Here is a 22,643-nt window from a genome sequence, read left to right on the forward strand (position 1 = left end):
GGCTGTCTGTTCGTCTTTCGCTTGTTTCTCGCGTCACGAATCGCCCCCGTTACGGTGACATAAAAAAGAAGCGAAAGAAAAACAGTTGAAATCGGCGCATGGTGTTGATGAGTTATCGTTCTATTATGTGTGAATATGATTCCACAGTATTCAGCCGCTCAGGGCTTGTCAAGCAGAAAGTAAACCGCCCTGCAAGGGCAGGGCGGTTTGAAATCCTCTCGGTTTGATTATGCTTCTTCTTCTTGTTCTTCTTCGACCTCAGCTTCAACCTCTGGTTTATTGCTGTGGCTGGCACGGCGGGCTGCCGGTTTGTGCGCCTGTTTGTTGAGCTGACGTTCCAGCTTCTGATAGACCTCGGTAATGGCGCCGTACATATCGTCATGCTCTGCGGAGGCGACGATTTGACCACCTGGAATCGCTGCTGAGGCTTCAATTTTAAACTGCTTGCCCGGCTCAGTGCTGATGGTCGCATTCTTACTGATGAGTGGGACTTGGTACTTCTCTAACTTTTTGAATTTAAATTCAATTCTGTCACGGATAGCAGGAGTGATGTCTAGGTTTTTGCCGGTAATATTTACTGTCATAATAATCTTTCCTCTTTTGCTACCCTTCGTTGGGTTAACTCCAGATTACTAAAATCAGGATTGAATAATGTGACCTAGGTCACGTTTGGGTGATTGCGATGATGTCCAGAAAAATTATGTGATCCGTCCTCATTTGTTGCAAAAATTTATGATGAAAACACTTGTCCGAGGGATGAAATCTAAGGCAGTATGAAACCAGGAAGAACGCTGGTGGCTGGTGCTGACTAGGGGCCTAATTCGATTAATAACAATAAGTTGAGCTCACTTTGACCAAGTGGGCCTGGCCCTGAGAACTCATATCAGCGTGCACTTTCACCTCTGATTTCTTCGCGGCGCGCTTGCGTGATACCGCATTATAAAAAACAGCAGCCTGAGGCTGCTGTTTTTGTTTTCGGTTGGCTCTTCTTGTGTTTACTGTGGATTCAGCGTCATCAGCTCGCGGGTATGCTCCAGCGGCTGTTGCAGGTTTAACTGCTGATAGGCGGTTTCCATCAGCGCCAGCGACTGGCGCGCGGCCTGGGTATCCGGGTAGTGACGCTGCAGCTGTTGCGCCCGGTTGATCGCGGCGACCCAGGCTTCGCGGCGGATATAGTAGTCGGCAGCTGCCAGCTCATAATCGGCCAGTCGGTTTTTCAAAAAGACCATGCGTGCTTTGGCATCGGCCGCGTACAGGCTGCTCGGGTAGCGTTCCAGCAGACGTTTAAAGTCGCGGAAAGCGCGGCGGGAAGGCTCCGGATCCCGGTCATGGCGTTCGATATTAAACAGATCGTGCAGGAAGCTGCGATCCTGAGCCATGTTGGTCAGGCCGCGCATGTAAAGTACCCAGTCTGCCTTTTCATGTGCCGGGTTCAGGCGGTTAAAGCGGTCAATGGTCGCTTCGGCCAGTGCCAGATCATCATTCTTGTAGTACGCATAAATCAGATCCAGCTGAACCTGTTCAGAGTAGGCGCCAAACGGATAACGCGAGTCCAATGTTTCCAGTCGCTCAATGGCCGTGATCCAGCTGCCGCTCTGCAGCGCTTGCTGGGCGGTGGCATAGAGTTCGGACGGTGGAATATCGGGCACAATTTCGTCAGTGCTGGAACAGCCTGAAAGAAGGGTAACGGCAAGCAGAGTCGAGATTGTCAGGCGTTTCATTGTGTCGTCTGTTTCCTTGGTCAATTTATTTTCTGTGGATCCATTACGGACAGGGCCGTTAACAGATACAATGGCACTATGAAGTTATTTTACGCAGCGTTTGACGTTTAGTCCCACGCTTTTTGAAAAAGTTCGCGATGGCACAGCAAATAGAGTTAACAAATACGGTAAACGAGAGCCAGCTAGGGCAACGCCTGGATCAGGCGCTGGCAGAATTATATCCGGATTACTCCCGTTCTCGGATCAAAGAGTGGATTCTGGATGGCAAGGTATCGGTGGATGGTGAAGTGGTCAAGAAACCACGGACCAAGATGATGGGGGGCGAGTCGCTTCTTGTTCAGGCCGAGATTGAAGATGAAGTCCGCTGGATGGCTCAGGATATTCCGCTTAATATCGTCTATGAAGATGAGCATATCCTGGTGCTCAACAAGCCGCGTGACTTTGTTGTTCACCCGGGGGCCGGTACCCCGGACGGGACGGTTCTGAACGCCCTGCTGCACCACTGTCCGGAGTTGGCAGAAGTGCCGCGGGCCGGGATCGTTCACCGTCTGGATAAAGATACGACGGGTCTGATGGTGGTGGCGAAAACCATTCAGGCGCAAACACGCCTGGTGCGCGCGTTGCAAAAACGCAAGATCACCCGCGAATATGAAGCCATTGCCATGGGCAAAATGACTGGTGGCGGGATCGTTGAAAAGCCAATTGGCCGTCATTCGACCAAACGTACCTGCATGGCCGTTCATGAGCTGGGGAAACCGGCGATCACGCATTACCGGGTGGCCGAGCATTACCGCGAGCACACGCGCATTGTTCTGCGCCTGGAAACTGGTCGGACGCACCAAATCCGGGTGCATATGTCCTATCTGTCACATCCGCTGGTGGGAGATGCCACCTATGGCGGTCGTCCGCGCCCGCCGCGCAATGCATCGGATGAGCTGATCCAGGCACTGCGCGCGTTTGATCGCCAGGCGCTGCATGCACGCATGTTACGTCTGGATCACCCGATCACCGGGGAGCTGATGGAGTGGCATGCGCCATTGCCGACCGATATGGTGGTGATGATGGATATTCTGCGCAAAGACAAAGAAGAGCACCCAGAGGACGACTACTAACATGTTCCTGACTCCCGACTGGCCGGCACCGGTGCATATCAAGGCAGTTTCGACCACCCGTGAAGGGGGGATCAGCCTGCCGCCGTATCAGGGATTGAACCTGGGCGCCCATGTCGGGGATCAGTCTGAACATGTAGCGTTGAATCGAGAAGCACTGCGCCAGGCTTTAGATTTGGCCCGGTCGCCGATCTGGCTCAATCAGATCCACAGCAACCGGGTGTTGACCCTGACGGCGCCAACTTCGGCTTTGCCGGATGCGGATGGGAGCTATACCCAAACCCCCGGAGTGGCTTGTACGGTGATGACGGCGGACTGTCTGCCGGTGTTGCTGTGCGATCAGGACGGCACGCAGGTGGCGGCAGTACATGCCGGTTGGCGCGGGTTGGCGGATGGTATTCTGGAGGCGGCCCTGGCGAAATTTACGGGACCGGGCGAGACGATCCTGGCCTGGCTGGGACCGGCCATCGGACCGAGCGCTTTTGAAGTCGGCGGTGAAGTGCGCGCGCAATTTATGGCAGTGATGCCGGAAGCGGAAGCCGCGTTTCAGCCACGGGGTGAGAAATGGCTGGCTGATTTATATCTGCTGGCCCGCCAGCGACTGGCGCGTGCCGGGGTTCATCAGATCTTTGGTGGCGATCAGTGTACCTACAGCCAGCCGGAACAATACTTTTCCTACCGCCGTGACGGCATCACCGGCCGCCAGGCCAGCTTGATCTGGATTGAGCCATCGTGAATCCTTGCCGGGCTCAGGCCTGGCATTGCGTGACCTCAATCGACAAATGATCCGGATGCTCGAAAAGCGCCGTGATAGCATCATAACCTCCTGAATAAGAAGCACTGAGTGTGATCATCAGTTGCGGCTGACCGTGTGGGTCGGTGTAGGCCGACAAATGACTTTCTATCGCTGAGCTGCGCTGAAAAGCAGAACCTGCCAAAATCCGCTGAAGGACGTCCACTTTTTCTTTCACAATGCTTCCGGCGCGGTTGCCGGGAGTAAAGTGTGCGACCGTCACCAGCGTCACCTGACCATTGAATTCTTCAAAGCACTGGCTGGCATGTGCTTCCCGGGGAAGCCCGAGCCACAACAGGGCGGCTCCAAGGAGCCTCCTGCGCCGAATGACTGCGGTTGTTTTCATCATCTTGTCCATCCCTGCCCAATGGTGCTGCTGAATTTTGAAATTATTTCGGGCTATCTGTCGGAAACCAAGCCATTACTGAGTTGGCTGCGAGGGGATTCACGTTGGGGGTGAACTGTGATGCAGGTTTACATCAAGAGTGTTCCATTTGACGCATTTCTCGGTGTGGAAAACTTGAAAATGTCGGATTCGGCAACCATATCAGTGATTGTGATCAGACAATGATAGGGGGCCGCATGCGTCTTGACCGATTTACTAGTAAATTCCAGATGGCAATCTCTGATGCTCAATCGTTAGCATTGGGGCGAGACCATCAGTATATCGAGCCGACTCACTTGATGTTGGCCTTACTGAACCAGGATGGCAGTACGATTCGACCGTTACTGACGATCCTGGATATTGATGTCTCCCAGCTTCGTTCCAGCCTGTCTGAGCAACTTGATCGCCTGCCGAAAGTGAGTGGCATCGGCGGAGATGTTCAGCTGTCTCATGGCATGGGCATGTTGCTGAACATGTGCGACAAGCTGGCGCAAAAACGCAAAGACAAATTCATATCATCCGAGCTGTTTATTTTGGCGGCGGTGGATGACAAAGGTCCGTTGGGACAGTTGCTCAAGCAGATGGGCCTGACGGCAAATAAAGTTGAAAAAGCCATTGAGCAAGTGCGTGGTGGTCAGAACGTTGATGATCCGAATGCAGAAGACAATCGCCAGGCACTTGAGAAATATACCATTGACCTGACAGAGCGGGCCGAGCAGGGCAAGCTGGATCCGGTGATTGGCCGGGATGATGAGATCCGCCGCACCATCCAGGTGTTGCAGCGCCGGACCAAGAACAACCCGGTGCTGATCGGTGAGCCGGGTGTCGGGAAGACAGCCATCGTCGAAGGGTTGGCGCAGCGAATTGTCAACGGCGAGGTTCCGGAAGGGTTGCGTCACAAGCGGGTGCTGTCGCTGGATATGGGCGCCTTGATTGCCGGGGCCAAATATCGCGGCGAATTTGAAGAGCGCCTTAAAGCGGTGCTCAATGAACTGGCTCAGGAAGAAGGGAACGTGATCCTCTTTGTCGATGAGCTGCATACCATGGTCGGTGCCGGGAAAGGCGAAGGCGCCATGGATGCCGGGAATATGCTCAAGCCGGCCTTGGCGCGCGGTGAGTTGCATTGCGTCGGCGCTACGACGTTAGATGAATACCGTCAGTACGTTGAAAAAGATGCCGCACTTGAGCGCCGCTTCCAGAAAGTGCTGGTGGAAGAGCCGACAGTGGAAGATACCGTGGCGATCCTGCGAGGACTGAAAGAGCGCTATGAGCTGCACCACCATGTAGAAATTACGGACCCGGCAATCGTCGCCGCGGCCAGCCTGTCCCACCGTTATGTGTCGGATCGTCAGCTGCCGGACAAGGCGATTGACCTGATCGATGAGGCCGCGTCCAGTATCCGGATGCAAATTGATTCTAAGCCGGAGTCGCTCGATCGCCTCGAGCGCCGGATTGTTCAGCTCAAGATTGAACAGCAGGCGATGGAAAAAGAGAGCGATGAGGCCAGTAAGAAGCGCTTAAATGATTTGCGCGAAGAGCTGGACAGCAAAGAGCGTGAATATGCCGAACTGGAAGAGGTGTGGAATGCAGAAAAAGCAGCCCTCTCGGGGACGCAGCATATCAAGTCAGAGCTGGAGCAGGCACGGACAGATATGGAAGTGGCACGCCGTGCCGGGGATTTAAACCGGATGTCGGAATTGCAGTATGGCAAGATCCCGGCTTTGGAAAAACAGCTGGACTTGGCCACGCAGGCAGAGATGCAGGAGATGAGCCTGCTGAAGAACCGGGTCACTGATGCTGAAATCGCAGAAGTGCTGTCACGTCAGACCGGGATCCCGGTGGCGAAAATGCTCGAAGGGGAGCGGGAAAAACTGCTGCGCATGGAAGAGGCATTACACAAACGGGTGATTGGCCAGAATGAAGCCGTGGATGCGGTGGCGAATGCGATTCGCCGTAGCCGGGCCGGGTTGTCGGATCCGAATCGTCCGATTGGCTCATTCCTGTTCCTCGGCCCGACCGGAGTCGGGAAAACCGAACTGTGTAAAACCCTGGCGAACTTTATGTTCGACAGTGATGACGCCATGGTCCGTATTGATATGTCGGAATTTATGGAGAAACACTCGGTTGCTCGTCTGGTGGGGGCACCTCCGGGCTATGTCGGCTATGAGGAAGGGGGCTACCTGACTGAAGCGGTTCGCCGCAAGCCGTACTCTGTGATTCTGCTTGATGAGGTGGAAAAAGCGCATCCGGATGTGTTCAACATTCTGCTTCAGGTGCTGGATGACGGTCGCCTGACCGATGGTCAGGGCAGAACGGTCGATTTTCGTAATGCTGTGGTGATCATGACCTCGAACCTGGGGTCGGATCGGATCCAGGAACACTTCGGTGAGTTGGATTATGACGGGATGAAGCAAACGGTGATGGATGTGGTCAACCATCATTTCCGCCCTGAGTTCATTAACCGGGTCGATGAAACCGTGGTCTTCCACCCTCTGGGCGAAGCGCATATCAAGAATATCGCGTCAATCCAGATGGAGCGTTTGGTGAAACGTCTGCAAGAACGCGATTACCTGCTGGAGGTGAAGGACAGTGCGCTGGAGCTGATGGCTGAAGCAGGGTTTGATCCGGTATATGGTGCCCGTCCGCTGAAACGTGCGATTCAGCATTATCTGGAGAATCCGCTGGCGCAGGACATCCTGTCGGGCAAGTTTGAGCCGGGTAAGGCCATCGCGGTCTCGGCTGAAGACGGTAAGATTGTCGCGAAGCAGTGATGCGTGATTAAACTTCCCGGAAATCGAAAGCCCTCACTTGAATAGAGTGGGGGCTTTTTATATGAGAGATTTTTTCATGTAGGAGAGCTTTGGTCTGCCTTGTTTATATCTGAACATCTGAATTGCCGGCCAAGGGCAACATAAGTGGTGAAAAAACACACTCACAAATCACGCATTGGTCAATGTTTGGTCTCTTGGCCGTTTTTGGTGATTTTTTTCTAAAAAGCCTCTTGCCAATGCGATCCAAGTCTCTATAATGCCGCCTCACTGACACGGAATGTGGCGAGATAAGCCAGTGACGTGAAAGAAAAGTTCTTTAACAATTTGACCATGCAATCTGTGTGGGCACTCGTGAAATGATAGTCAAAGCTTATTTGTCTTCGCTTTAAAAAGCGAAAGCAAACAGGTTATCAATGAACTGAGTGACCAATACGACATAGCTTCGGCTATATCGGCACAGTCAATTCGTTTCGCTCATTCTTTACGAAGTAAAGAGGAGTTGAAACAATCAGTATTCATTGAGCCAAAAAATCTTTAATTGAAGAGTTTGATCATGGCTCAGATTGAACGCTGGCGGCAGGCCTAACACATGCAAGTCGAGCGGCAGCGACAACATTGACCCTTCGGGTGATTTGTTGGGCGGCGAGCGGCGGACGGGTGAGTAATGCCTGGGAACATGCCTTAGTGTGGGGGATAACCATTGGAAACGATGGCTAATACCGCATAATCTCCTGTCTTTTGCGAGATGGGAGCAAAGAGGGGGACCTTCGGGCCTCTCGCGCTAAGATTGGCCCAGGTGGGATTAGCTAGTAGGTGGGGTAACGGCTCACCTAGGCGACGATCCCTAGCTGGTCTGAGAGGATGATCAGCCACACTGGAACTGAGACACGGTCCAGACTCCTACGGGAGGCAGCAGTGGGGAATATTGCACAATGGGGGAAACCCTGATGCAGCCATGCCGCGTGTGTGAAGAAGGCCTTCGGGTTGTAAAGCACTTTCAGTCGTGAGGAAGGCGGCTAAGTTAATAGCTTAGTTGTTTGACGTTAGCGACAGAAGAAGCACCGGCTAACTCCGTGCCAGCAGCCGCGGTAATACGGAGGGTGCGAGCGTTAATCGGAATTACTGGGCGTAAAGCGCATGCAGGCGGCTTGTTAAGCCAGATGTGAAAGCCCGGGGCTCAACCTCGGAATCGCATTTGGAACTGGCAGGCTAGAGTCTTGTAGAGGGGGGTAGAATTTCAGGTGTAGCGGTGAAATGCGTAGAGATCTGAAGGAATACCGGTGGCGAAGGCGGCCCCCTGGACAAAGACTGACGCTCAGATGCGAAAGCGTGGGGAGCAAACAGGATTAGATACCCTGGTAGTCCACGCCGTAAACGATGTCTACTTGGAGGTTGGTGTCTTGAACACTGGCTTTCGGAGCTAACGCGTTAAGTAGACCGCCTGGGGAGTACGGTCGCAAGATTAAAACTCAAATGAATTGACGGGGGCCCGCACAAGCGGTGGAGCATGTGGTTTAATTCGATGCAACGCGAAGAACCTTACCTACTCTTGACATCCAGAGAACTTTCCAGAGATGGATTGGTGCCTTCGGGAACTCTGAGACAGGTGCTGCATGGCTGTCGTCAGCTCGTGTTGTGAAATGTTGGGTTAAGTCCCGCAACGAGCGCAACCCTTATCCTTGTTTGCCAGCACTTCGGGTGGGAACTCCAGGGAGACTGCCGGTGATAAACCGGAGGAAGGTGGGGACGACGTCAAGTCATCATGGCCCTTACGAGTAGGGCTACACACGTGCTACAATGGCGCATACAGAGGGCTGCAAGCTAGCGATAGTGAGCGAATCCCAAAAAGTGCGTCGTAGTCCGGATTGGAGTCTGCAACTCGACTCCATGAAGTCGGAATCGCTAGTAATCGTGGATCAGAATGCCACGGTGAATACGTTCCCGGGCCTTGTACACACCGCCCGTCACACCATGGGAGTGGGCTGCACCAGAAGTAGATAGCTTAACCTTCGGGAGGGCGTTTACCACGGTGTGGTTCATGACTGGGGTGAAGTCGTAACAAGGTAGCCCTAGGGGAACCTGGGGCTGGATCACCTCCTTAACGATATGACGCATTGTTTGATGCAGTGTCCACACAGATTGCTTGGTCGAAATAGAAAGAACATGTTTTTCTAAGTGCCCAAACTTAGAAACCAAAGTCCCATTCGTCTAGAGGCCTAGGACACCGCCCTTTCACGGCGGTAACAGGGGTTCGACTCCCCTATGGGACGCCACGGGTCGTTAGCTCAGTTGGTAGAGCAGTTGACTTTTAATCAATTGGTCGCAGGTTCGAATCCTGCACGACCCACCATCTTCTCCTCGAAGATGGCAGTTTTGATTTCACTTTTACAAAAGTGAAAACAAGCTGAAATACGGAGGGCGATTAGCTCAGTTGGGAGAGCACCTCCCTTACAAGGAGGGGGTCACTGGTTCGAGCCCGGTATCGCCCACCACTTTTCCTTTATGCTGCGTTATCGCATTTCTCGTTTAGCGAACTAAACGTCGAAATACGAGACCTTGCCTAAAGAAAAAGCACCACATGATGGGGCTATAGCTCAGCTGGGAGAGCGCTTGCATGGCATGCAAGAGGTCGGCGGTTCGATCCCGCCTAGCTCCACCACTTTCTAAACACACTTACGAGTGTCGTTAGAAAGTGTCTGTCCCTTCGGGATAACAACACATGCTCTTTAACAATCTGGAAAGCTGACTAGTAATTCGATTTTTAGGAATCGAAATTATTGTTTCTCGAAAGAGAAACGAGTTCTCAAGCAATACACATTCAAGTGTCTTGTGTAAGTTTGTCTTCACTTTTCAAAGTGAAGACAGACAAAGAGTCCGGCAAAACAAACTATTCCATCTTTTACTCAGATGGAAACCTTGGTTGTTTACCACACAGACCCTTTGGGGTTGTATGGTTAAGTGACTAAGCGTACACGGTGGATGCCTGGGCAGTCAGAGGCGATGAAGGACGTACTAACTTGCGATAAGCGCAGATGAGGCAGTAAGAGCCACTTGAGTCTGCGATTTCCGAATGGGGAAACCCAGCTGCAGAAGCAGTTATCATTAAGTGAATACATAGCTTAATGAGGCGAACCGGGGGAACTGAAACATCTAAGTACCCCGAGGAAGAGAAATCAACCGAGATTCCGGCAGTAGCGGCGAGCGAAACCGGATTAGCCCTTAAGCTTTTTATGCGTCAGGTGAAGGCTCTGGAAAGTGCCGCGATACAGGGTGATAGCCCCGTAGCCGACAACGCATTTAAAGTGAAAACGAGTAGGACGGGACACGTGTTATCTTGTCTGAAGATGGGGGGACCATCCTCCAAGGCTAAATACTCCTGACTGACCGATAGTGAACCAGTACCGTGAGGGAAAGGCGAAAAGAACCCCTGTGAGGGGAGTGAAATAGAACCTGAAACCGTGTACGTACAAGCAGTAGGAGCACCTTCGTGGTGTGACTGCGTACCTTTTGTATAATGGGTCAGCGACTTAATTTCAGTAGCAAGGTTAACCATCTAGGGGAGCCGTAGGGAAACCGAGTCTTAACTGGGCGTGCAGTTGCTGGGATTAGACCCGAAACCAGGTGATCTAGCCATGGGCAGGTTGAAGGTGCGGTAACACGCACTGGAGGACCGAACCGACTAATGTTGAAAAATTAGCGGATGACTTGTGGCTAGGGGTGAAAGGCCAATCAAACCTGGAGATAGCTGGTTCTCCCCGAAAGCTATTTAGGTAGCGCCTCGGACGAATACTACTGGGGGTAGAGCACTGTTAAGGCTAGGGGGTCATCCCGACTTACCAACCCTTTGCAAACTCCGAATACCAGTAAGTACTATCCGGGAGACACACGGCGGGTGCTAACGTCCGTCGTGGAGAGGGAAACAACCCAGACCGCCAGCTAAGGTCCCAAAGTTATCGCTAAGTGGGAAACGATGTGGGAAGGCTCAGACAGCCAGGATGTTGGCTTAGAAGCAGCCATCATTTAAAGAAAGCGTAATAGCTCACTGGTCGAGTCGGCCTGCGCGGAAGATTTAACGGGGCTAAGCGATACACCGAAGCTGCGGCAATGTAGTTTACTACATTGGGTAGGGGAGCGTTCTGTAAGCTGTTGAAGGTGGTCTGTAAGGGCTGCTGGAGGTATCAGAAGTGCGAATGCTGACATGAGTAACGATAAAGGGGGTGAAAAACCTCCTCGCCGGAAGACCAAGGGTTCCTGTCCAACGTTAATCGGGGCAGGGTGAGTCGACCCCTAAGGCGAGGCCGAAAGGCGTAGTCGATGGGAAACGGGTTAATATTCCCGTACTTCTTACTATTGCGATGGGGGGACGGAGAAGGCTAGGTGGGCCTGGCGACGGTTGTCCAGGTTCAAGGGTGTAGGCTGATGGTTTAGGCAAATCCGGACCATCTCAAGGCTGAGACCCGATGTCGAGGTGCTACGGCACTGAAGTCATTGATGCCATGCTTCCGGGAAAAGCCTCTAAGCTTCAGATAGTAAGGAATCGTACCCCAAACCGACACAGGTGGTCGGGTAGAGAATACCAAGGCGCTTGAGAGAACTCGGGTGAAGGAACTAGGCAAAATGGTACCGTAACTTCGGGAGAAGGTACGCTCTTGACGGTGAAGTCCCTCGCGGATGGAGCTATTGAGAGTCGCAGATACCAGGTGGCTGCAACTGTTTATTAAAAACACAGCACTGTGCAAAATCGAAAGATGACGTATACGGTGTGACGCCTGCCCGGTGCCGGAAGGTTAATTGATGGGGTTATCTTCGGAGAAGCTCTTGATCGAAGCCCCGGTAAACGGCGGCCGTAACTATAACGGTCCTAAGGTAGCGAAATTCCTTGTCGGGTAAGTTCCGACCTGCACGAATGGCGTAATGATGGCCACGCTGTCTCCACCCGAGACTCAGTGAAATTGAAATCGCAGTGAAGATGCTGCGTACCCGCGGCTAGACGGAAAGACCCCGTGAACCTTTACTACAGCTTGGCACTGAACATTGACCCTACATGTGTAGGATAGGTGGGAGGCTTCGAAGCAGGTACGCCAGTATCTGTGGAGCCGTCCTTGAAATACCACCCTTGTAGTGTTGATGTTCTAACGTCGCCCCCTTATCGGGGGTGCGGACAGTGCCTGGTGGGTAGTTTGACTGGGGCGGTCTCCTCCCAAAGCGTAACGGAGGAGCACGAAGGTGGGCTAATCACGGTCGGACATCGTGAGGTTAGTGCAATGGCATAAGCCCGCTTGACTGCGAGAATGACGGTTCGAGCAGGTGCGAAAGCAGGTCATAGTGATCCGGTGGTTCTGAATGGAAGGGCCATCGCTCAACGGATAAAAGGTACTCCGGGGATAACAGGCTGATACCGCCCAAGAGTTCATATCGACGGCGGTGTTTGGCACCTCGATGTCGGCTCATCACATCCTGGGGCTGAAGTCGGTCCCAAGGGTATGGCTGTTCGCCATTTAAAGTGGTACGCGAGCTGGGTTTAGAACGTCGTGAGACAGTTCGGTCCCTATCTGCCGTGGGCGTTGGATGATTGAGAGGGGCTGCTCCTAGTACGAGAGGACCGGAGTGGACGAACCGCTGGTGTTCGGGTTGTGTCGCCAGACGCATTGCCCGGTAGCTAAGTTCGGAATCGATAACCGCTGAAAGCATCTAAGCGGGAAGCGAGCCTCAAGATGAGTCATCCCCAAGGCTTTAAGCCTTCTGAAGGGTTGTCGTAGACTACGACGTTGATAGGCAGGGTGTGTAAGCGCTGTGAGGCGTTGAGCTAACCTGTACTAATTGCCCGTGCGGCTTAACCATACAACACCCAAGGGGTTTTACGGACTCCATGAGCACTTGAATGAGTGTTTGAGATACTAGTTAACTTTTCCAGATTTAGTGTAGGGTCACATCGCTCCTTGCCATCCATGGCATCGCGATATTCGTGAATCCCTTCACGTCGAATTTGCTTGGCGACCATAGCGTTGCGGACCCACCTGATCCCATGCCGAACTCAGCAGTGAAACGCAGCAGCGCCGATGGTAGTGTGGGGCCTCCCCATGTGAGAGTAGGACATCGCCAGGCTTCCAATTTAGTGCGGAGTGGTAGTTCAGTTGGTTAGAATACCGGCCTGTCACGCCGGGGGTCGCGGGTTCGAGTCCCGTCCACTCCGCCAATCATTAAGTCCCTAGCAGAAATTCTGGGGATTTTTTGTATGCGCAGTATAGATTGGTTGTTCAGTTAGTTTTTTACCTTGAAAGCAGCGGTCTGTCACGCTGCCGAAGGCAATCGCGGGTTCGAGTCCCGTCCGCTCCGCCAATCATTAAGTCCCTAGCAGCAATGCTGGGGATTTTTTGTATGTGCAGTATAGAGCGGTTGTTCAGTTGGTTAGTTTTTTACCTTGAAAGCAGCGGCCTGTCACGCTGCCGAAGGCAATCGCGGGTTCGAGTCCCGCCGGAATGCCGGCCCAGCCGCTCCGCCATTCTTTAAAAATCCCAGAATAGGCGTCCCCGACGAAAGACTGGGCTTTTTGCTATTTGTTTCCCTGGATTGTCATACCCGTTTACAACTCTTTGCGCTGGCGCTGCAATTGGGACTTGTGGTGGCCTTAGCGATTGTGAGAGGGTATGGCCACAAACCGGAATGGATAACATCTCATGAAATTCTTTGTTGAACGTACTGAAACCGAGCAAGCAATTCAGATTGTGCTGAAGCCTCACTCTTTGTATCTCATGCTACTGATGCTCGGTGGTTGGTTGCTGAACGATCTGGTGATGCAGTCGACCCCGATTGCCCAGGTGATCATGCCGATCTTTATCGTCTTTATGGTGATCCGCTTTTTCTCGCTGATCCGGATCCAGAAAGAAGTGTTGGTAGCGATGAAGCAAAATAAGGTCACGACGACCGGGAGTAAATTCTCCTTCTCCAAGCCTTTCACGTATACCATCAATAAGTAATCCCACAGTTGTGATGCCGCCCAAATACCGGGCGGTTCCCATTCTTTCCTGTTAAGAAATAATCTCTGTAGAATACGCTGCTTCTTGTTTGCCGATTGTTATGGATAATAAATAGATCGCCCGCGTCCGGGCAGTTGAATCAAGAAGATCACAGGAGCGATATGGACAGATTTCACTGGAAACCCTTGCTGTTGGCATGTTTGATTGTCAGCATCGGTCAGCTGAGCCTCGGATTGATCTTTCCGTCATTGCCCTGGATCGCGCAGGATCTTGGGATCAGTGCCGATCAGGCTCAGTATCTGGTTTCCGGTTATTTGCTCGGATTCGGCGGCTCTCAGTTGATCTACGGGCCGCTGTCAGATGTGATTGGCCGTCGGCCGGTGTTGCTGTCCGGTTTATTGATCGCCATGGCCGGCTTATTGATTGCGGTGTTTCAGGCGGATTCGTTTACCTGGCTGCTGGTCGGTCGCTGTATTCAGGGGCTGGGCGCCGGGAGTGTGTCCGTGTTGGCCCGTGCGACAATCCGCGACAGTTACCTGAGTCACCACCTGGTGAAAGCCATGAGCTGGGTGGCCATTGTGGCGGCATTCACCCCGATTATTGCGCCCGTGCTGGGCGGATTAATCAACCACTATGCCGGTTGGCTGGCGGTTTTTGGATTACTGCTGGGATATGTTGCGGTGATCTGGTTGCTGATGGCGATGACGTTTAAAGAAACCTTGGTCAAACCGGTCCAGTCGCACTCGGTCGGGCAGTTGATGATGTCTTATGGGTCGCTGTTGCGTGAGCGCCATTTTTTGATTTTTGCCGGAATTGGTTGGCTGAATTTTGCCTTGGTTGTGCTGGCGATCTCGCTGCTGCCGTTTATCATGCAAGTGCAAATCGGGATGCCCTCCGATGAATATGCGCTGTGGGCGATGGTGCCGGCAATCGGGTTTCTCTCCGGTGGTTTACTGTGCCAACGGCTGAGTCCGAAGTTTGGGGCTCACCGGATGCTCCTCATCGCCCCTTTTCTGCAATTGACCGCGGGCCTGATCCTGATGGTATCGCCGCTGGTGCCGACATGGATGATCGCCGGCCACTTTTTTCTGGCGATGGCCAATGGTCTGGCGTTTCCCTGTGCCCAGTCATTGCTGTTGGTGCCGTACCGCGAACGATCCGGCACTGTGTCGGCACTTTCCGGCGCCTGCCAGATGATGTTTGCTTCCTTGGCCAGTAGTCTGTTGTTGAAGGCCGGGATCCAGCAACCGGCACAGTTGGGTGGGGTGATCCTGATGGCAGCCTTGACCGGCTTGCTTCTGGTCACGCTGGGGACCCGCAGTTCCAGCGGACAACAGGCGGTTGCCTCGCTGAGTGAAGTCCGGTAATGGCGAACAAGTTGAACCATAATTAAGACTGCTGAAGTGAATCTGTAATAGGCGATAAGATGTTCAAGCACAGTCTTTTAGTAGCCGGGCTCCTGTTGGCGGCCTGTGTCACCCCCTATGAAGCAGAGTTGTCACAGAAGGATGCATGGGAGCAGTTGGGGGCTTATCACGGCAAGCAGGGTTACCTGGAGTGGGATGAAAAGCGGCTCGGTAAACAGGGCGCGATGACGGAAACGGACTACGAAGAATATCGAGCCGGCTATTTGCGGGGACGGTATGAGTATTGCAGTGACAAGAAACAAGTCACCACGGTGGTGAACCCCGGTTATCCGGATGATTGCAAGCCGCACCAGGGCAGTTATGGTTTAGTAGAGCGTGGCTACTAGCGTTTGAGTTAATCCTGTCATCCGGGCATCAAAAAGGCTGCAAACGCAGCCTTTTTCGTCATTTAAGCTTGGGATTATTAGTTGTTGCTGTGCAGCTCGCTGTTCAGTTCTACAGCCGTCTTGTTGGTCAGGCACTCGATTTGGCCGGTGACGGAGTTGCGACGGAACAGCAGATCGGATTTTCCGGCCAGATCGCGGGCTTTCACCACTTCCACTTCTTGACCGTTTGCATCAAGCATACGGATTTTTGAGCCTGCTGTGACGTACAGGCCGGACTCGATGGTGCAGCGATCACCCAGCGGGAAGCCAAGACCGGCGTTGGCACCCAGCAGGCTGTTCTCACCGATTGAAACCACGACTTTACCGCCACCGCTCAGGGTCCCCATGATGGAGGCGCCGCCGCCGATATCTGAGCCTTCACCAACCATGACACCGGCAGAAATACGACCTTCCACCATACTCACACCAGCAGTACCGGCATTGAAGTTGATAAAGCCTTCGTGCATGACAGTCGTGCCTTCACCCACGTGGGCACCCAGACGAACACGTGACGTATCAGCAATGCGCACCCCGGCAGGAACCACGTAATCCACCATTTTCGGGAATTTGTCGACACAATCGACGGTCAGGGTTTCGCCGTTCAGGCGCGCTTCGATCTGGCGTTCTTCCAGCTCCGGCAGGTCGATCGGGCCTTGGTTGGTCCAAGCGATGTTATGCAGCAGGCCGAAAATACCGTCCAGCACCACACCGTGTGGCTTCACCAGGCGGTGCGAGATCAGTTGGAGTTTCAGGAAACCTTCGGCAACGGACGTCGGCGCAGCATCGCTCGCCAGCACAACAATCACCAGTGGCTGCGAAGACAGGGATGCTTTGGCGGCAAACTGGGCGCTTTTCTCCTCACCGGCGGTGTTGAACGCAGTCGCTAATGCTGCACATTGGGCCGGGGTGACTTCAATGGCCTGGTTGCCTTCTTTGTAGTCGATGACATCTGCAATCGCTGAAACCAGCGCATCAGACGGGTTCAGGACAGGTGCCGGAAAGAAAGCTTCAATGATTTTGTTATCGCGGTTTTTGGTTGCAGTACCAAGGGCGAGGGCAAAGCTGGCCATGATTGAATGTTCTCCATGTCAAAATGATTGAGCTGTGCAGTTGAGACGAGTGGTTTGTCTATGCAGCTCATCGTGAATAAACCCATCATAATGACACTTGGCGCGATATTGAAGGGGGAGCGGGTAATTGAATGAAAATTGGTGGCAGATTGATGCGGATCGCACCGGGAACTGAGGTGAGGTTTGAGAAAGTAATCAGATTGAATTGGTTTTTATGCACAAATAAACCTCCGTAAAGGAGGTTTATTCAAAAGAATGCGTTAAAGCTGAGCGGACTCAGGCAGCATCTTGCGCGGATTCTGATACTTCGTCAGCGCTGGCTTCAACCGACTTGGCCGGTTTCTTTTTCGGGGCCGGTTTTTTCTTGGCACCCAGTGCGATCAGCACGTCTTCACGCTTTTGCGCCAGGAACATTGATAGTTCTTCTTGCTTGGCTTCGTCTTCGAACAGCTCACTTTCACTCAGTAAAGCAAACATCTCGTCAGCCATATCCAGCATTTTGTCGTATGCGTCGGCTTCGGACTTAGAGGTGAAAGTCATCTTTTCTTCTCCGTTGCGCTCAACCACATATTTGACGATAACAGCCATGGTCACCCTCTCCGAAATTGATTTACTGGCTGTTTATACAGTAGCATGGTAGCTATTGTCCAGAGGGAAGCGAATTAATGTGATGGCGAGAGAAAAATTCGATCAGATTTATGCGCGTGCAGCGGCGCGTAAAGGCGGCGATGCGGTGTTGGAAAGCTTACTGGCGACACCGCTCACTGCAGACGAAATCAAAGCAATTCCGGACAGCCGCTGGCTGGCGGCTTTTTCCCAGAAAGTGTTTCAGTCCGGGATGAGCTGGAAAGTGGTGCTCAGCAAGTGGCCCAATTTCGAGGAAGTCTTCTTTGGTTTTGACATCGAGAAAATGTTGCTGATGCCGACGGAAATGTGGGAGCGCAAGGCCACTGATCCGGCAATCATCCGCCATCTGGGCAAAGTGATGACTATTCCGGCCAATGCTCAGATGATCCATGAAGCCGCGCTGAAACATGGCTCGTTTTCGGCGATGGTGGCCGACTGGCCGAGCGAGGATATCACCGGGTTGTGGCGCTATCTGAAAAAGCACGGCCAGCGGCTGGGTGGCAATACCGGCCCGTATACGCTGCGGGTGATGGGCAAGGATACCTTCATCGTGAGCCAGGATGTTGAAGCCTATCTGCGTCATACCGGGATCATCGACGGCGGCAAGGATACCCAGCGCTCGCAACAGGCGATGCAGCAGGCGTTCAGCGCCTGGCAGCAGGAATCCGGCCGACCGCTGTGTCAGATCAGCCAGATCATTGCTTTCAGTCTGGGTGACAACCGGGTGTAAAGCGCGACAGAGCGGCCGGAAGAGCCGGACTAAGGCGCTGGCCGGGCGTCCGGAAATCGCCATTCCCGGCAGAACTCGATGAACAGCTTCAGCAACGGGCTCTGGTACTTTTCCCGGTGGTACAGCAACCAGTACTGGCGGTGCATATCCAGCGGCAGCTCGAGCTGTGTCAGGCGTTGATCCTTGACGGCATGGGCCACGGCAAGCCTGGACAGGCAGGTCAGCCCCAGTCCGGCGGCAGCACAGTTGATAATGGCTTCGGTGGTGTTGAGTTCAAATGCCTGCTGCCAGTGTGCTAAGCGCGGAGCGATCCGGTTAAGGAAAAACTCCCGGGTGCCGGAGCCGGCCTCGCGGAGGATCCATTGGGACTGCTCCAAATCCGATAGTTGCAGCGCCGGCAGGCGGGTCAGCGGGTGCTCCGGGTGACACACCACCACCATCTCATCATTGAGCCATGGCTCGGCCGCTAAGTCCGGAGCCTGGACTTTGCCTTCGACCAGACCGACATCGAGCTCGAACTCGTTCAGTCTGTGGCAGATTTGCGTGGTGTTGGCGATATGCAGTGACTGCTCCTCATGCTCACAGCGGGCGCGAAAATCACGCAGCAGAAATGGGGTGATCTGGTTGCCCACGGTATCGCTGGAGCCAATCTTCAGTTGGCCAGTGATGGGACCTGCGTGATCGAACAGCTGCTCAATTGCCCGGCTGCGTGCCAGCAACTCATCGGCCAGCGGTAACAAGCGTTTGCCCTGCTCGTTGATGATCAGCCGGTTGTTGTTGCGGTCAAACAGCTTGTGCCCTAACTGCTTTTCCAGCTCAGACAGCGCCATGCTGACCGCCGGTTTGGAGAGAAACAACCGCTCCGCCGCTGCGGTGATCGTGCCTTCCTGGACCACGGCGACAAAGACGTTGAGCTGCTTGAGTGCAATCGTCATTTCCTGCTCCGTTCAATAGGGTTGAGTCTGAATCATAAGGGATTCAGCGCAGCTTAACCATGCTTGCTGTTGCCCAATGTCCTGCTCGGGGGATGCAGAAGATCAGCTGCCGGACGTGGCGTGAGTGCTTTCAAATTGATGGCGTTTTGTGTACTTGGGTGGTTCGGGATGCGTTGGTTCTGAAAAGCCGACAGTGCCTCCGCCTTTCGTTTGCAGGGCGTCGAGGATTGGTAGACAATCGGGCTAATTTTCTTTGTCTGCGAGCGACCTGCGTGTTTACTGTTTATCACTCCAATCAACTGGAACTGCTGAAATCCCTGCTGGTGGAGCTGATCCGGCTCGATCCGCTGGAGAACCCGTTCGAACAAGAGCAAATCCTGGTGCAAAGCCCGGGGATGTCGCAATGGCTGAAGTTGGAGCTGGCCAATTCCTTCGGGATTGCCGCCAACATTGAGTTTCCGCTGCCGGCGACCTTTATCTGGACCATGTTTACCCGGGTGCTGGCCGATGTGCCTGAGCGCAGTGCCTTCAACAAAGAAGCCATGACCTGGAAGCTGATGACGGTGTTGCCGGAACTACTCAGCCAGCCAGAGTTTGAGCCGCTGGCCCGCTATCTGCAGGAAGATGAGCAATCCGTCAAACGGTATCAGCTGGCCGGGAAAATCGCTGATATTTTTGACCAATATCTGGTGTATCGCCCGGAGTGGATCCAGGCCTGGGAAGCGGGGGAGATCGATCCGGAGCTGACGGGCGATCACCCGTGGCAGCCGCTGCTGTGGCAGGCGCTGTACGACCAGACCCTGGCGCAGGGCCAGTCGCCGTATCACCGGGCCAACCTGTACGATCATTTTATCGAAACCCTCGACAGCTATGCCCAGAGCGGTGCGCCGCTCCCGGACGGGTTGCCGAAGCGCTTGTTCGTGTTCGGGATTTCTGCCCTGCCACCGCGCTATCTCGACGCTTTGGCGGCGCTCGGCAAGCACATTGATGTTCACCTGATGTTTACCAACCCGTGTCGTCATTACTGGGGAGAAGTGCGGGATCGCAAATACCTCGCCCGGTTGGCGGCCCGGCAGCGCCAGCAAATCCAGTGGTGCGTTGATCACAGCGAGCGCGGTGAGCTGATCTCGCCGCTCAAAGGTGAGCTGGAAGAGAATCTGGTTGATGACACTCATGAAGGGGCGGTTGGCAATACCCTGCTGGCATCGCTGGGCAAGCTCGGCCGGGACAACCTTTACCTGTTGTCCGAGATGGAAGCCTACGATGTCGAAGCATTTGTTGAGATTGAGCCGGACACCCTGCTGCATGCGATCCAGGCCGATATTCTGAACCTCGATGATCGTCTCGATGACACCCTGACTGAATCCAGCCATCACAAGCTGGCGATTTCTCCGCAGGATCAATCGCTGGCTATTCACGCCTGCCACTCGCCGATGCGCGAGGTGGAAGTGTTGCACGATCGTTTGCTGGCGATGCTGGCCGCAGACCCGTCGCTGTCGCCGCGTGACATTATCGTGATGGTCGCCGATATCAACAGCTACAGCCCGTATATTCAGGCCGTGTTCGGCAATGCCCCGGGCGATCGTTATATTCCGTTTTCGATTTCCGATCGCAGTGCCGATCAGGAAAACCCGGTGTTGCTGGCGTTCCTGCGGCTGCTGAGTCTGCCGGAAAGCCGCTGTCAGGCCTCCGAGCTGCTTGAATTGCTGGAAGTCCCGGCAGTCATGGCGAAGTTCGGTTTCGACAGTGACCGCTTTGAGCGGGTCAAAGGCTGGATTGAAGAAGTCGGGATCCGCTGGGGGCTGGATGAAGCCACCGCCAGCGAGTTCCAGTTGCCGCGCCAGCGCCAGAACACCTGGCTGTTCGGCCTGCAACGCATGCTGCTCGGCTATGCGATGCCGCAGGAATCCGGCTTGTATCAGGGCATTCTGGCCTATGACGAAGTGCAGGGGATGGACGCCGAGCTGGCCGGCCAGCTCGGTCTGTTTGTCGAAATGCTGATGCACTATCGTCAGCAGCTGGCGCAGCCGCAACCGGCGCAGGCGTGGACCGGGCTGCTCAATGAGTTGCTGGATGATTTCTTCCGGGTCGATACCGACGGGGAAATGGTGCTGCGGATGATCCGCGATAAGCTGGAGCAACTGGAGCAGCAGCTGGCCGATGCCGGATACCGGGAAGCCATCAGTCCGGCGGTGCTGCGCAGCTATCTCAATGACAAGCTGTCCGGTGAGCGGATCAGCCAGCGCTTCCTCGCCGGTCAGGTCAACTTCTGTACCCTGATGCCGATGCGTTCGATCCCGTTCAAGGCGGTCTGCCTGCTGGGGATGAACGACGGCGTGTACCCGCGCTCGATCCCGCCGGAAGGGTTTGATCTGATGGCCGGACAGGGCCGCTACGGGGATCGTTCGCGTCGCGATGACGACCGTTACCTGTTCCTCGAAGCAATCCTCTCGGCGCAGGAAGCGCTGTATATCAGCTATGTCGGCCGTTCGATTCAGGATAACAGCGATAAAATGCCGTCGGTGCTGGTCAGCGAGCTGCTGGAGTACTGCCAGCAGGGCTACTGCCTGGAGGGGGATCAGCCGCTGAGTGCCGATGACTCGGCGGCCCGCATCGCCGAGGCGTTGCAACATCATCATCCGTTGGTGCCGTTCAGCCCGCAGGCGTTTCAGGGGCCGAATCCGAGTTTTGCCGCTGAATGGCTGCCGGTGGCCCGGCGTCATCAGGTGGTGAGCGAAGCGTTTCACAGCCAGCCGCTGGCCCGGGAGCCGGAGAGCGAGGGCACCGAGCCTGAGCTGGAGCTGGCGGAGCTGATCCGTTTCTGGCGTCTGCCGGTGCAGTATTTTTTCAACCGGCGGTTGAAAGTCTTCTTCGAGCCAGCCAAAGGGGCGATGGAAGACGATGAGCCGTTTGCCCTCGACGGGCTGGGCCGCTTCCAGCTGCGCAGTGAACTGTTGACCGCCTTTCTGGAGGCCGGCAGCCAGGGCACTCCAGCACAGAAAGACGCGCTGTTTACCCGCTTCACCCGCTATCAACAGGCCTCCGGCGCGTTGCCGCTCGGGGAGTTCGGCGCGCTGGAGCTGGCTCAGGAGCGCGGGCCGATAGAGACGCTGGCGGATACCGTGACCGGGCTGATGGCCCAGCCGCTGCCGGATGTTGAAGTGGACCTGAAGTTGGATCTCGGCGAGCGTTCACTCCGCTTGCTGGGCTGGCTCAGACACCACACGCAGGCAGGGCTGGTGCGCTATCGTCCGGGGTCGATCCGGGCGCAGGATATCTTGCAGGGCTGGATGGAGCACCTCTGTCTGGCCTTGGCCGGTCAGGCCAGGCCTACGCATTTGCTGGGCGTTGATGAGCACTACACGCTGGCCCCGGTCGACGCGGCAGATGCCCGGACTCACCTGACGTCCCTGTTGCTGGCTTATGATCAGGGACTGTCCCAACCGCTGCCGTATTTCCCGCGCACGGCACTGGCAGGGTTGCAGGCATGTCAGGACAAACAGGGGAACTGGCACAGTGACGAGGACACGCAGGAGAAAGCCCGGCTCAAAATGGCTGAAGCGTTCAACGGCGGGTATCTGTTCAGTGGCGAAGGGATGAATGTGTATATCAACCGGGTGTGGCCGGCATGGGACGATTCTGTCAGTGAATCGGCGGCGCTGGCCGCAGAAACATACCTCAAACCGGTAGTGCTGAAATTACAGAAAGTTGAGTCGTAGGGCTGGGAAAGCAG

At 54.4% G+C, this 22,643-nt stretch carries 14 protein-coding genes, 5 tRNA genes, 3 rRNA genes and 1 other annotated feature (1 of these 23 only partly in view); of the genes, 16 read left to right on the forward strand and 6 right to left on the reverse strand.

Annotated features, from left to right (window positions below; all coding sequences use genetic code 11):
- Positions 1-96, reverse strand: a sequence feature (Phe leader region); it reaches 24 nt to the left of the window's first position.
- 131 nt (positions 97-227) lie between these two features.
- Together hpf and bamD are read right to left on the reverse strand one after the other, a co-directional pair.
- Entirely contained in the window at positions 228-584 is a 357-nt protein-coding gene (gene hpf / locus NH461_RS02890; protein ID WP_261601814.1) for a ribosome hibernation-promoting factor, HPF/YfiA family, read from the reverse strand.
- Positions 585-995: 411 nt separating this feature from the next.
- Complete coding sequence (gene bamD, locus NH461_RS02895) at positions 996-1,721, reverse strand: outer membrane protein assembly factor BamD (protein WP_261601815.1); 726 nt, start codon at positions 1,719-1,721, stop codon at positions 996-998.
- 137 nt (positions 1,722-1,858) lie between these two features.
- Between bamD and rluD the strand changes: the two genes are divergently transcribed.
- A complete protein-coding gene (gene rluD, locus NH461_RS02900; RefSeq protein ID WP_261601816.1) occupies positions 1,859-2,833 on the forward strand; it encodes a 23S rRNA pseudouridine(1911/1915/1917) synthase RluD in 975 nt (324 codons plus the stop codon).
- A 1-nt stretch (position 2,834) separates the two neighbouring features.
- Positions 2,835-3,566 (forward strand): peptidoglycan editing factor PgeF, encoded by a 732-nt coding sequence (gene pgeF, locus NH461_RS02905; protein ID WP_261601817.1) that lies wholly within the window; start codon positions 2,835-2,837, stop codon positions 3,564-3,566.
- A 13-nt stretch (positions 3,567-3,579) separates the two neighbouring features.
- Here the strand turns inward: pgeF and NH461_RS02910 are convergent, their stop codons facing one another.
- The gene (locus tag NH461_RS02910) at positions 3,580-3,972 is read right to left on the reverse strand and encodes a hypothetical protein (RefSeq protein WP_261601818.1); all 393 of its coding nucleotides are present in this window, start codon (positions 3,970-3,972) and stop codon (positions 3,580-3,582) included.
- A gap of 233 nt (positions 3,973-4,205) precedes the next feature.
- Here NH461_RS02910 and clpB point away from each other — a divergent pair, with 233 nt between their 5' ends.
- The 12 genes from clpB to NH461_RS02970 all read left to right on the forward strand — a co-directional run bounded on the left by clpB (position 4,206) and on the right by NH461_RS02970 (position 15,509).
- A complete protein-coding gene (clpB, locus tag NH461_RS02915) occupies positions 4,206-6,779 on the forward strand; it encodes an ATP-dependent chaperone ClpB (RefSeq protein WP_261601819.1) in 2,574 nt (857 codons plus the stop codon).
- Positions 6,780-7,314: 535 nt separating this feature from the next.
- Positions 7,315-8,880 (forward strand): 16S ribosomal RNA (locus tag NH461_RS02920).
- 96 nt (positions 8,881-8,976) lie between these two features.
- A tRNA-Glu gene (locus tag NH461_RS02925) sits at positions 8,977-9,052 on the forward strand.
- 1 nt (position 9,053) lies between these two features.
- Positions 9,054-9,129 (forward strand) — tRNA-Lys (locus NH461_RS02930).
- A 66-nt stretch (positions 9,130-9,195) separates the two neighbouring features.
- Positions 9,196-9,271 (forward strand) — tRNA-Val (locus NH461_RS02935).
- A 91-nt stretch (positions 9,272-9,362) separates the two neighbouring features.
- Positions 9,363-9,438 (forward strand) — tRNA-Ala (locus tag NH461_RS02940).
- A 293-nt stretch (positions 9,439-9,731) separates the two neighbouring features.
- Positions 9,732-12,620: ribosomal RNA gene (locus NH461_RS02945) — 23S ribosomal RNA — on the forward strand.
- Between the two features lie 148 nt (positions 12,621-12,768).
- Positions 12,769-12,884 (forward strand): 5S ribosomal RNA (gene rrf / locus NH461_RS02950).
- The 16S, 23S and 5S rRNA genes sit together here with 5 tRNA genes alongside, the layout of an rRNA operon.
- A 14-nt stretch (positions 12,885-12,898) precedes the next feature.
- Positions 12,899-12,975: transfer RNA gene (locus NH461_RS02955), tRNA-Asp, on the forward strand.
- A gap of 481 nt (positions 12,976-13,456) precedes the next feature.
- On the forward strand, positions 13,457-13,756 hold the full coding sequence (locus NH461_RS02960) for a hypothetical protein (RefSeq protein WP_261601820.1): 300 nt from the start codon (positions 13,457-13,459) through the stop codon (positions 13,754-13,756).
- Between the two features lie 161 nt (positions 13,757-13,917).
- Complete coding sequence (locus tag NH461_RS02965) at positions 13,918-15,123, forward strand: multidrug effflux MFS transporter (RefSeq protein ID WP_261601821.1); 1,206 nt, start codon at positions 13,918-13,920, stop codon at positions 15,121-15,123.
- A gap of 59 nt (positions 15,124-15,182) precedes the next feature.
- Positions 15,183-15,509: a DUF2799 domain-containing protein gene (locus NH461_RS02970; RefSeq protein WP_261601822.1), complete on the forward strand. Its 327-nt coding sequence runs from the start codon at positions 15,183-15,185 to the stop codon at positions 15,507-15,509.
- A 77-nt stretch (positions 15,510-15,586) separates the two neighbouring features.
- On the opposite strand, the gene dapD is transcribed toward NH461_RS02970, so the two are convergent.
- Both dapD and NH461_RS02980 read right to left on the reverse strand, forming a co-directional pair.
- A complete protein-coding gene (gene dapD / locus NH461_RS02975; RefSeq protein WP_261601823.1) occupies positions 15,587-16,618 on the reverse strand; it encodes a 2,3,4,5-tetrahydropyridine-2,6-dicarboxylate N-succinyltransferase in 1,032 nt (343 codons plus the stop codon).
- Between the two features lie 276 nt (positions 16,619-16,894).
- The gene (locus NH461_RS02980; protein ID WP_261601824.1) at positions 16,895-17,206 is read right to left on the reverse strand and encodes a YebG family protein; all 312 of its coding nucleotides are present in this window, start codon (positions 17,204-17,206) and stop codon (positions 16,895-16,897) included.
- An 82-nt stretch (positions 17,207-17,288) separates the two neighbouring features.
- Here NH461_RS02980 and NH461_RS02985 point away from each other — a divergent pair, with 82 nt between their 5' ends.
- Complete coding sequence (locus NH461_RS02985) at positions 17,289-17,975, forward strand: DNA-3-methyladenine glycosylase I (protein WP_261601825.1); 687 nt, start codon at positions 17,289-17,291, stop codon at positions 17,973-17,975.
- A gap of 29 nt (positions 17,976-18,004) precedes the next feature.
- On the opposite strand, the gene NH461_RS02990 is transcribed toward NH461_RS02985, so the two are convergent.
- Positions 18,005-18,910: a LysR substrate-binding domain-containing protein gene (locus tag NH461_RS02990; protein ID WP_261601826.1), complete on the reverse strand. Its 906-nt coding sequence runs from the start codon at positions 18,908-18,910 to the stop codon at positions 18,005-18,007.
- Positions 18,911-19,182: 272 nt separating this feature from the next.
- Between NH461_RS02990 and recC the strand changes: the two genes are divergently transcribed.
- Complete coding sequence (recC, locus tag NH461_RS02995; RefSeq protein ID WP_261601827.1) at positions 19,183-22,629, forward strand: exodeoxyribonuclease V subunit gamma; 3,447 nt, start codon at positions 19,183-19,185, stop codon at positions 22,627-22,629.
- The last annotated feature ends 14 nt before the right edge of the window (positions 22,630-22,643 follow it).

It is taken from the genome of Photobacterium sp. TY1-4 (assembly GCF_025398175.1).
Taxonomy (GTDB): domain Bacteria; phylum Pseudomonadota; class Gammaproteobacteria; order Enterobacterales; family Vibrionaceae; genus Photobacterium.

Bases quoted from the DNA above. Each gene is read 5' to 3' on its own strand.
- NH461_RS02965 (WP_261601821.1), top strand. From the start codon at position 13,918: ATGGACAGATTTCACTGGAAACCCTTGCTGTTGGCATGTTTGATTGTC.
- NH461_RS02970 (WP_261601822.1), top strand. From the start codon at position 15,183: ATGTTCAAGCACAGTCTTTTAGTAGCCGGGCTCCTGTTGGCGGCCTGT.
- NH461_RS02980 (WP_261601824.1), bottom strand. From the start codon at position 17,206: ATGGCTGTTATCGTCAAATATGTGGTTGAGCGCAACGGAGAAGAAAAG.
- pgeF (WP_261601817.1), top strand. From the start codon at position 2,835: ATGTTCCTGACTCCCGACTGGCCGGCACCGGTGCATATCAAGGCAGTT.
- NH461_RS02985 (WP_261601825.1), top strand. From the start codon at position 17,289: ATGGCGAGAGAAAAATTCGATCAGATTTATGCGCGTGCAGCGGCGCGT.
- bamD (WP_261601815.1), bottom strand. From the start codon at position 1,721: ATGAAACGCCTGACAATCTCGACTCTGCTTGCCGTTACCCTTCTTTCA.
- clpB (WP_261601819.1), top strand. From the start codon at position 4,206: ATGCGTCTTGACCGATTTACTAGTAAATTCCAGATGGCAATCTCTGAT.
- dapD (WP_261601823.1), bottom strand. From the start codon at position 16,618: ATGGCCAGCTTTGCCCTCGCCCTTGGTACTGCAACCAAAAACCGCGAT.
- hpf (WP_261601814.1), bottom strand. From the start codon at position 584: ATGACAGTAAATATTACCGGCAAAAACCTAGACATCACTCCTGCTATC.
- NH461_RS02960 (WP_261601820.1), top strand. From the start codon at position 13,457: ATGAAATTCTTTGTTGAACGTACTGAAACCGAGCAAGCAATTCAGATT.
- NH461_RS02990 (WP_261601826.1), bottom strand. From the start codon at position 18,910: ATGACGATTGCACTCAAGCAGCTCAACGTCTTTGTCGCCGTGGTCCAG.
- rluD (WP_261601816.1), top strand. From the start codon at position 1,859: ATGGCACAGCAAATAGAGTTAACAAATACGGTAAACGAGAGCCAGCTA.
- NH461_RS02910 (WP_261601818.1), bottom strand. From the start codon at position 3,972: ATGATGAAAACAACCGCAGTCATTCGGCGCAGGAGGCTCCTTGGAGCC.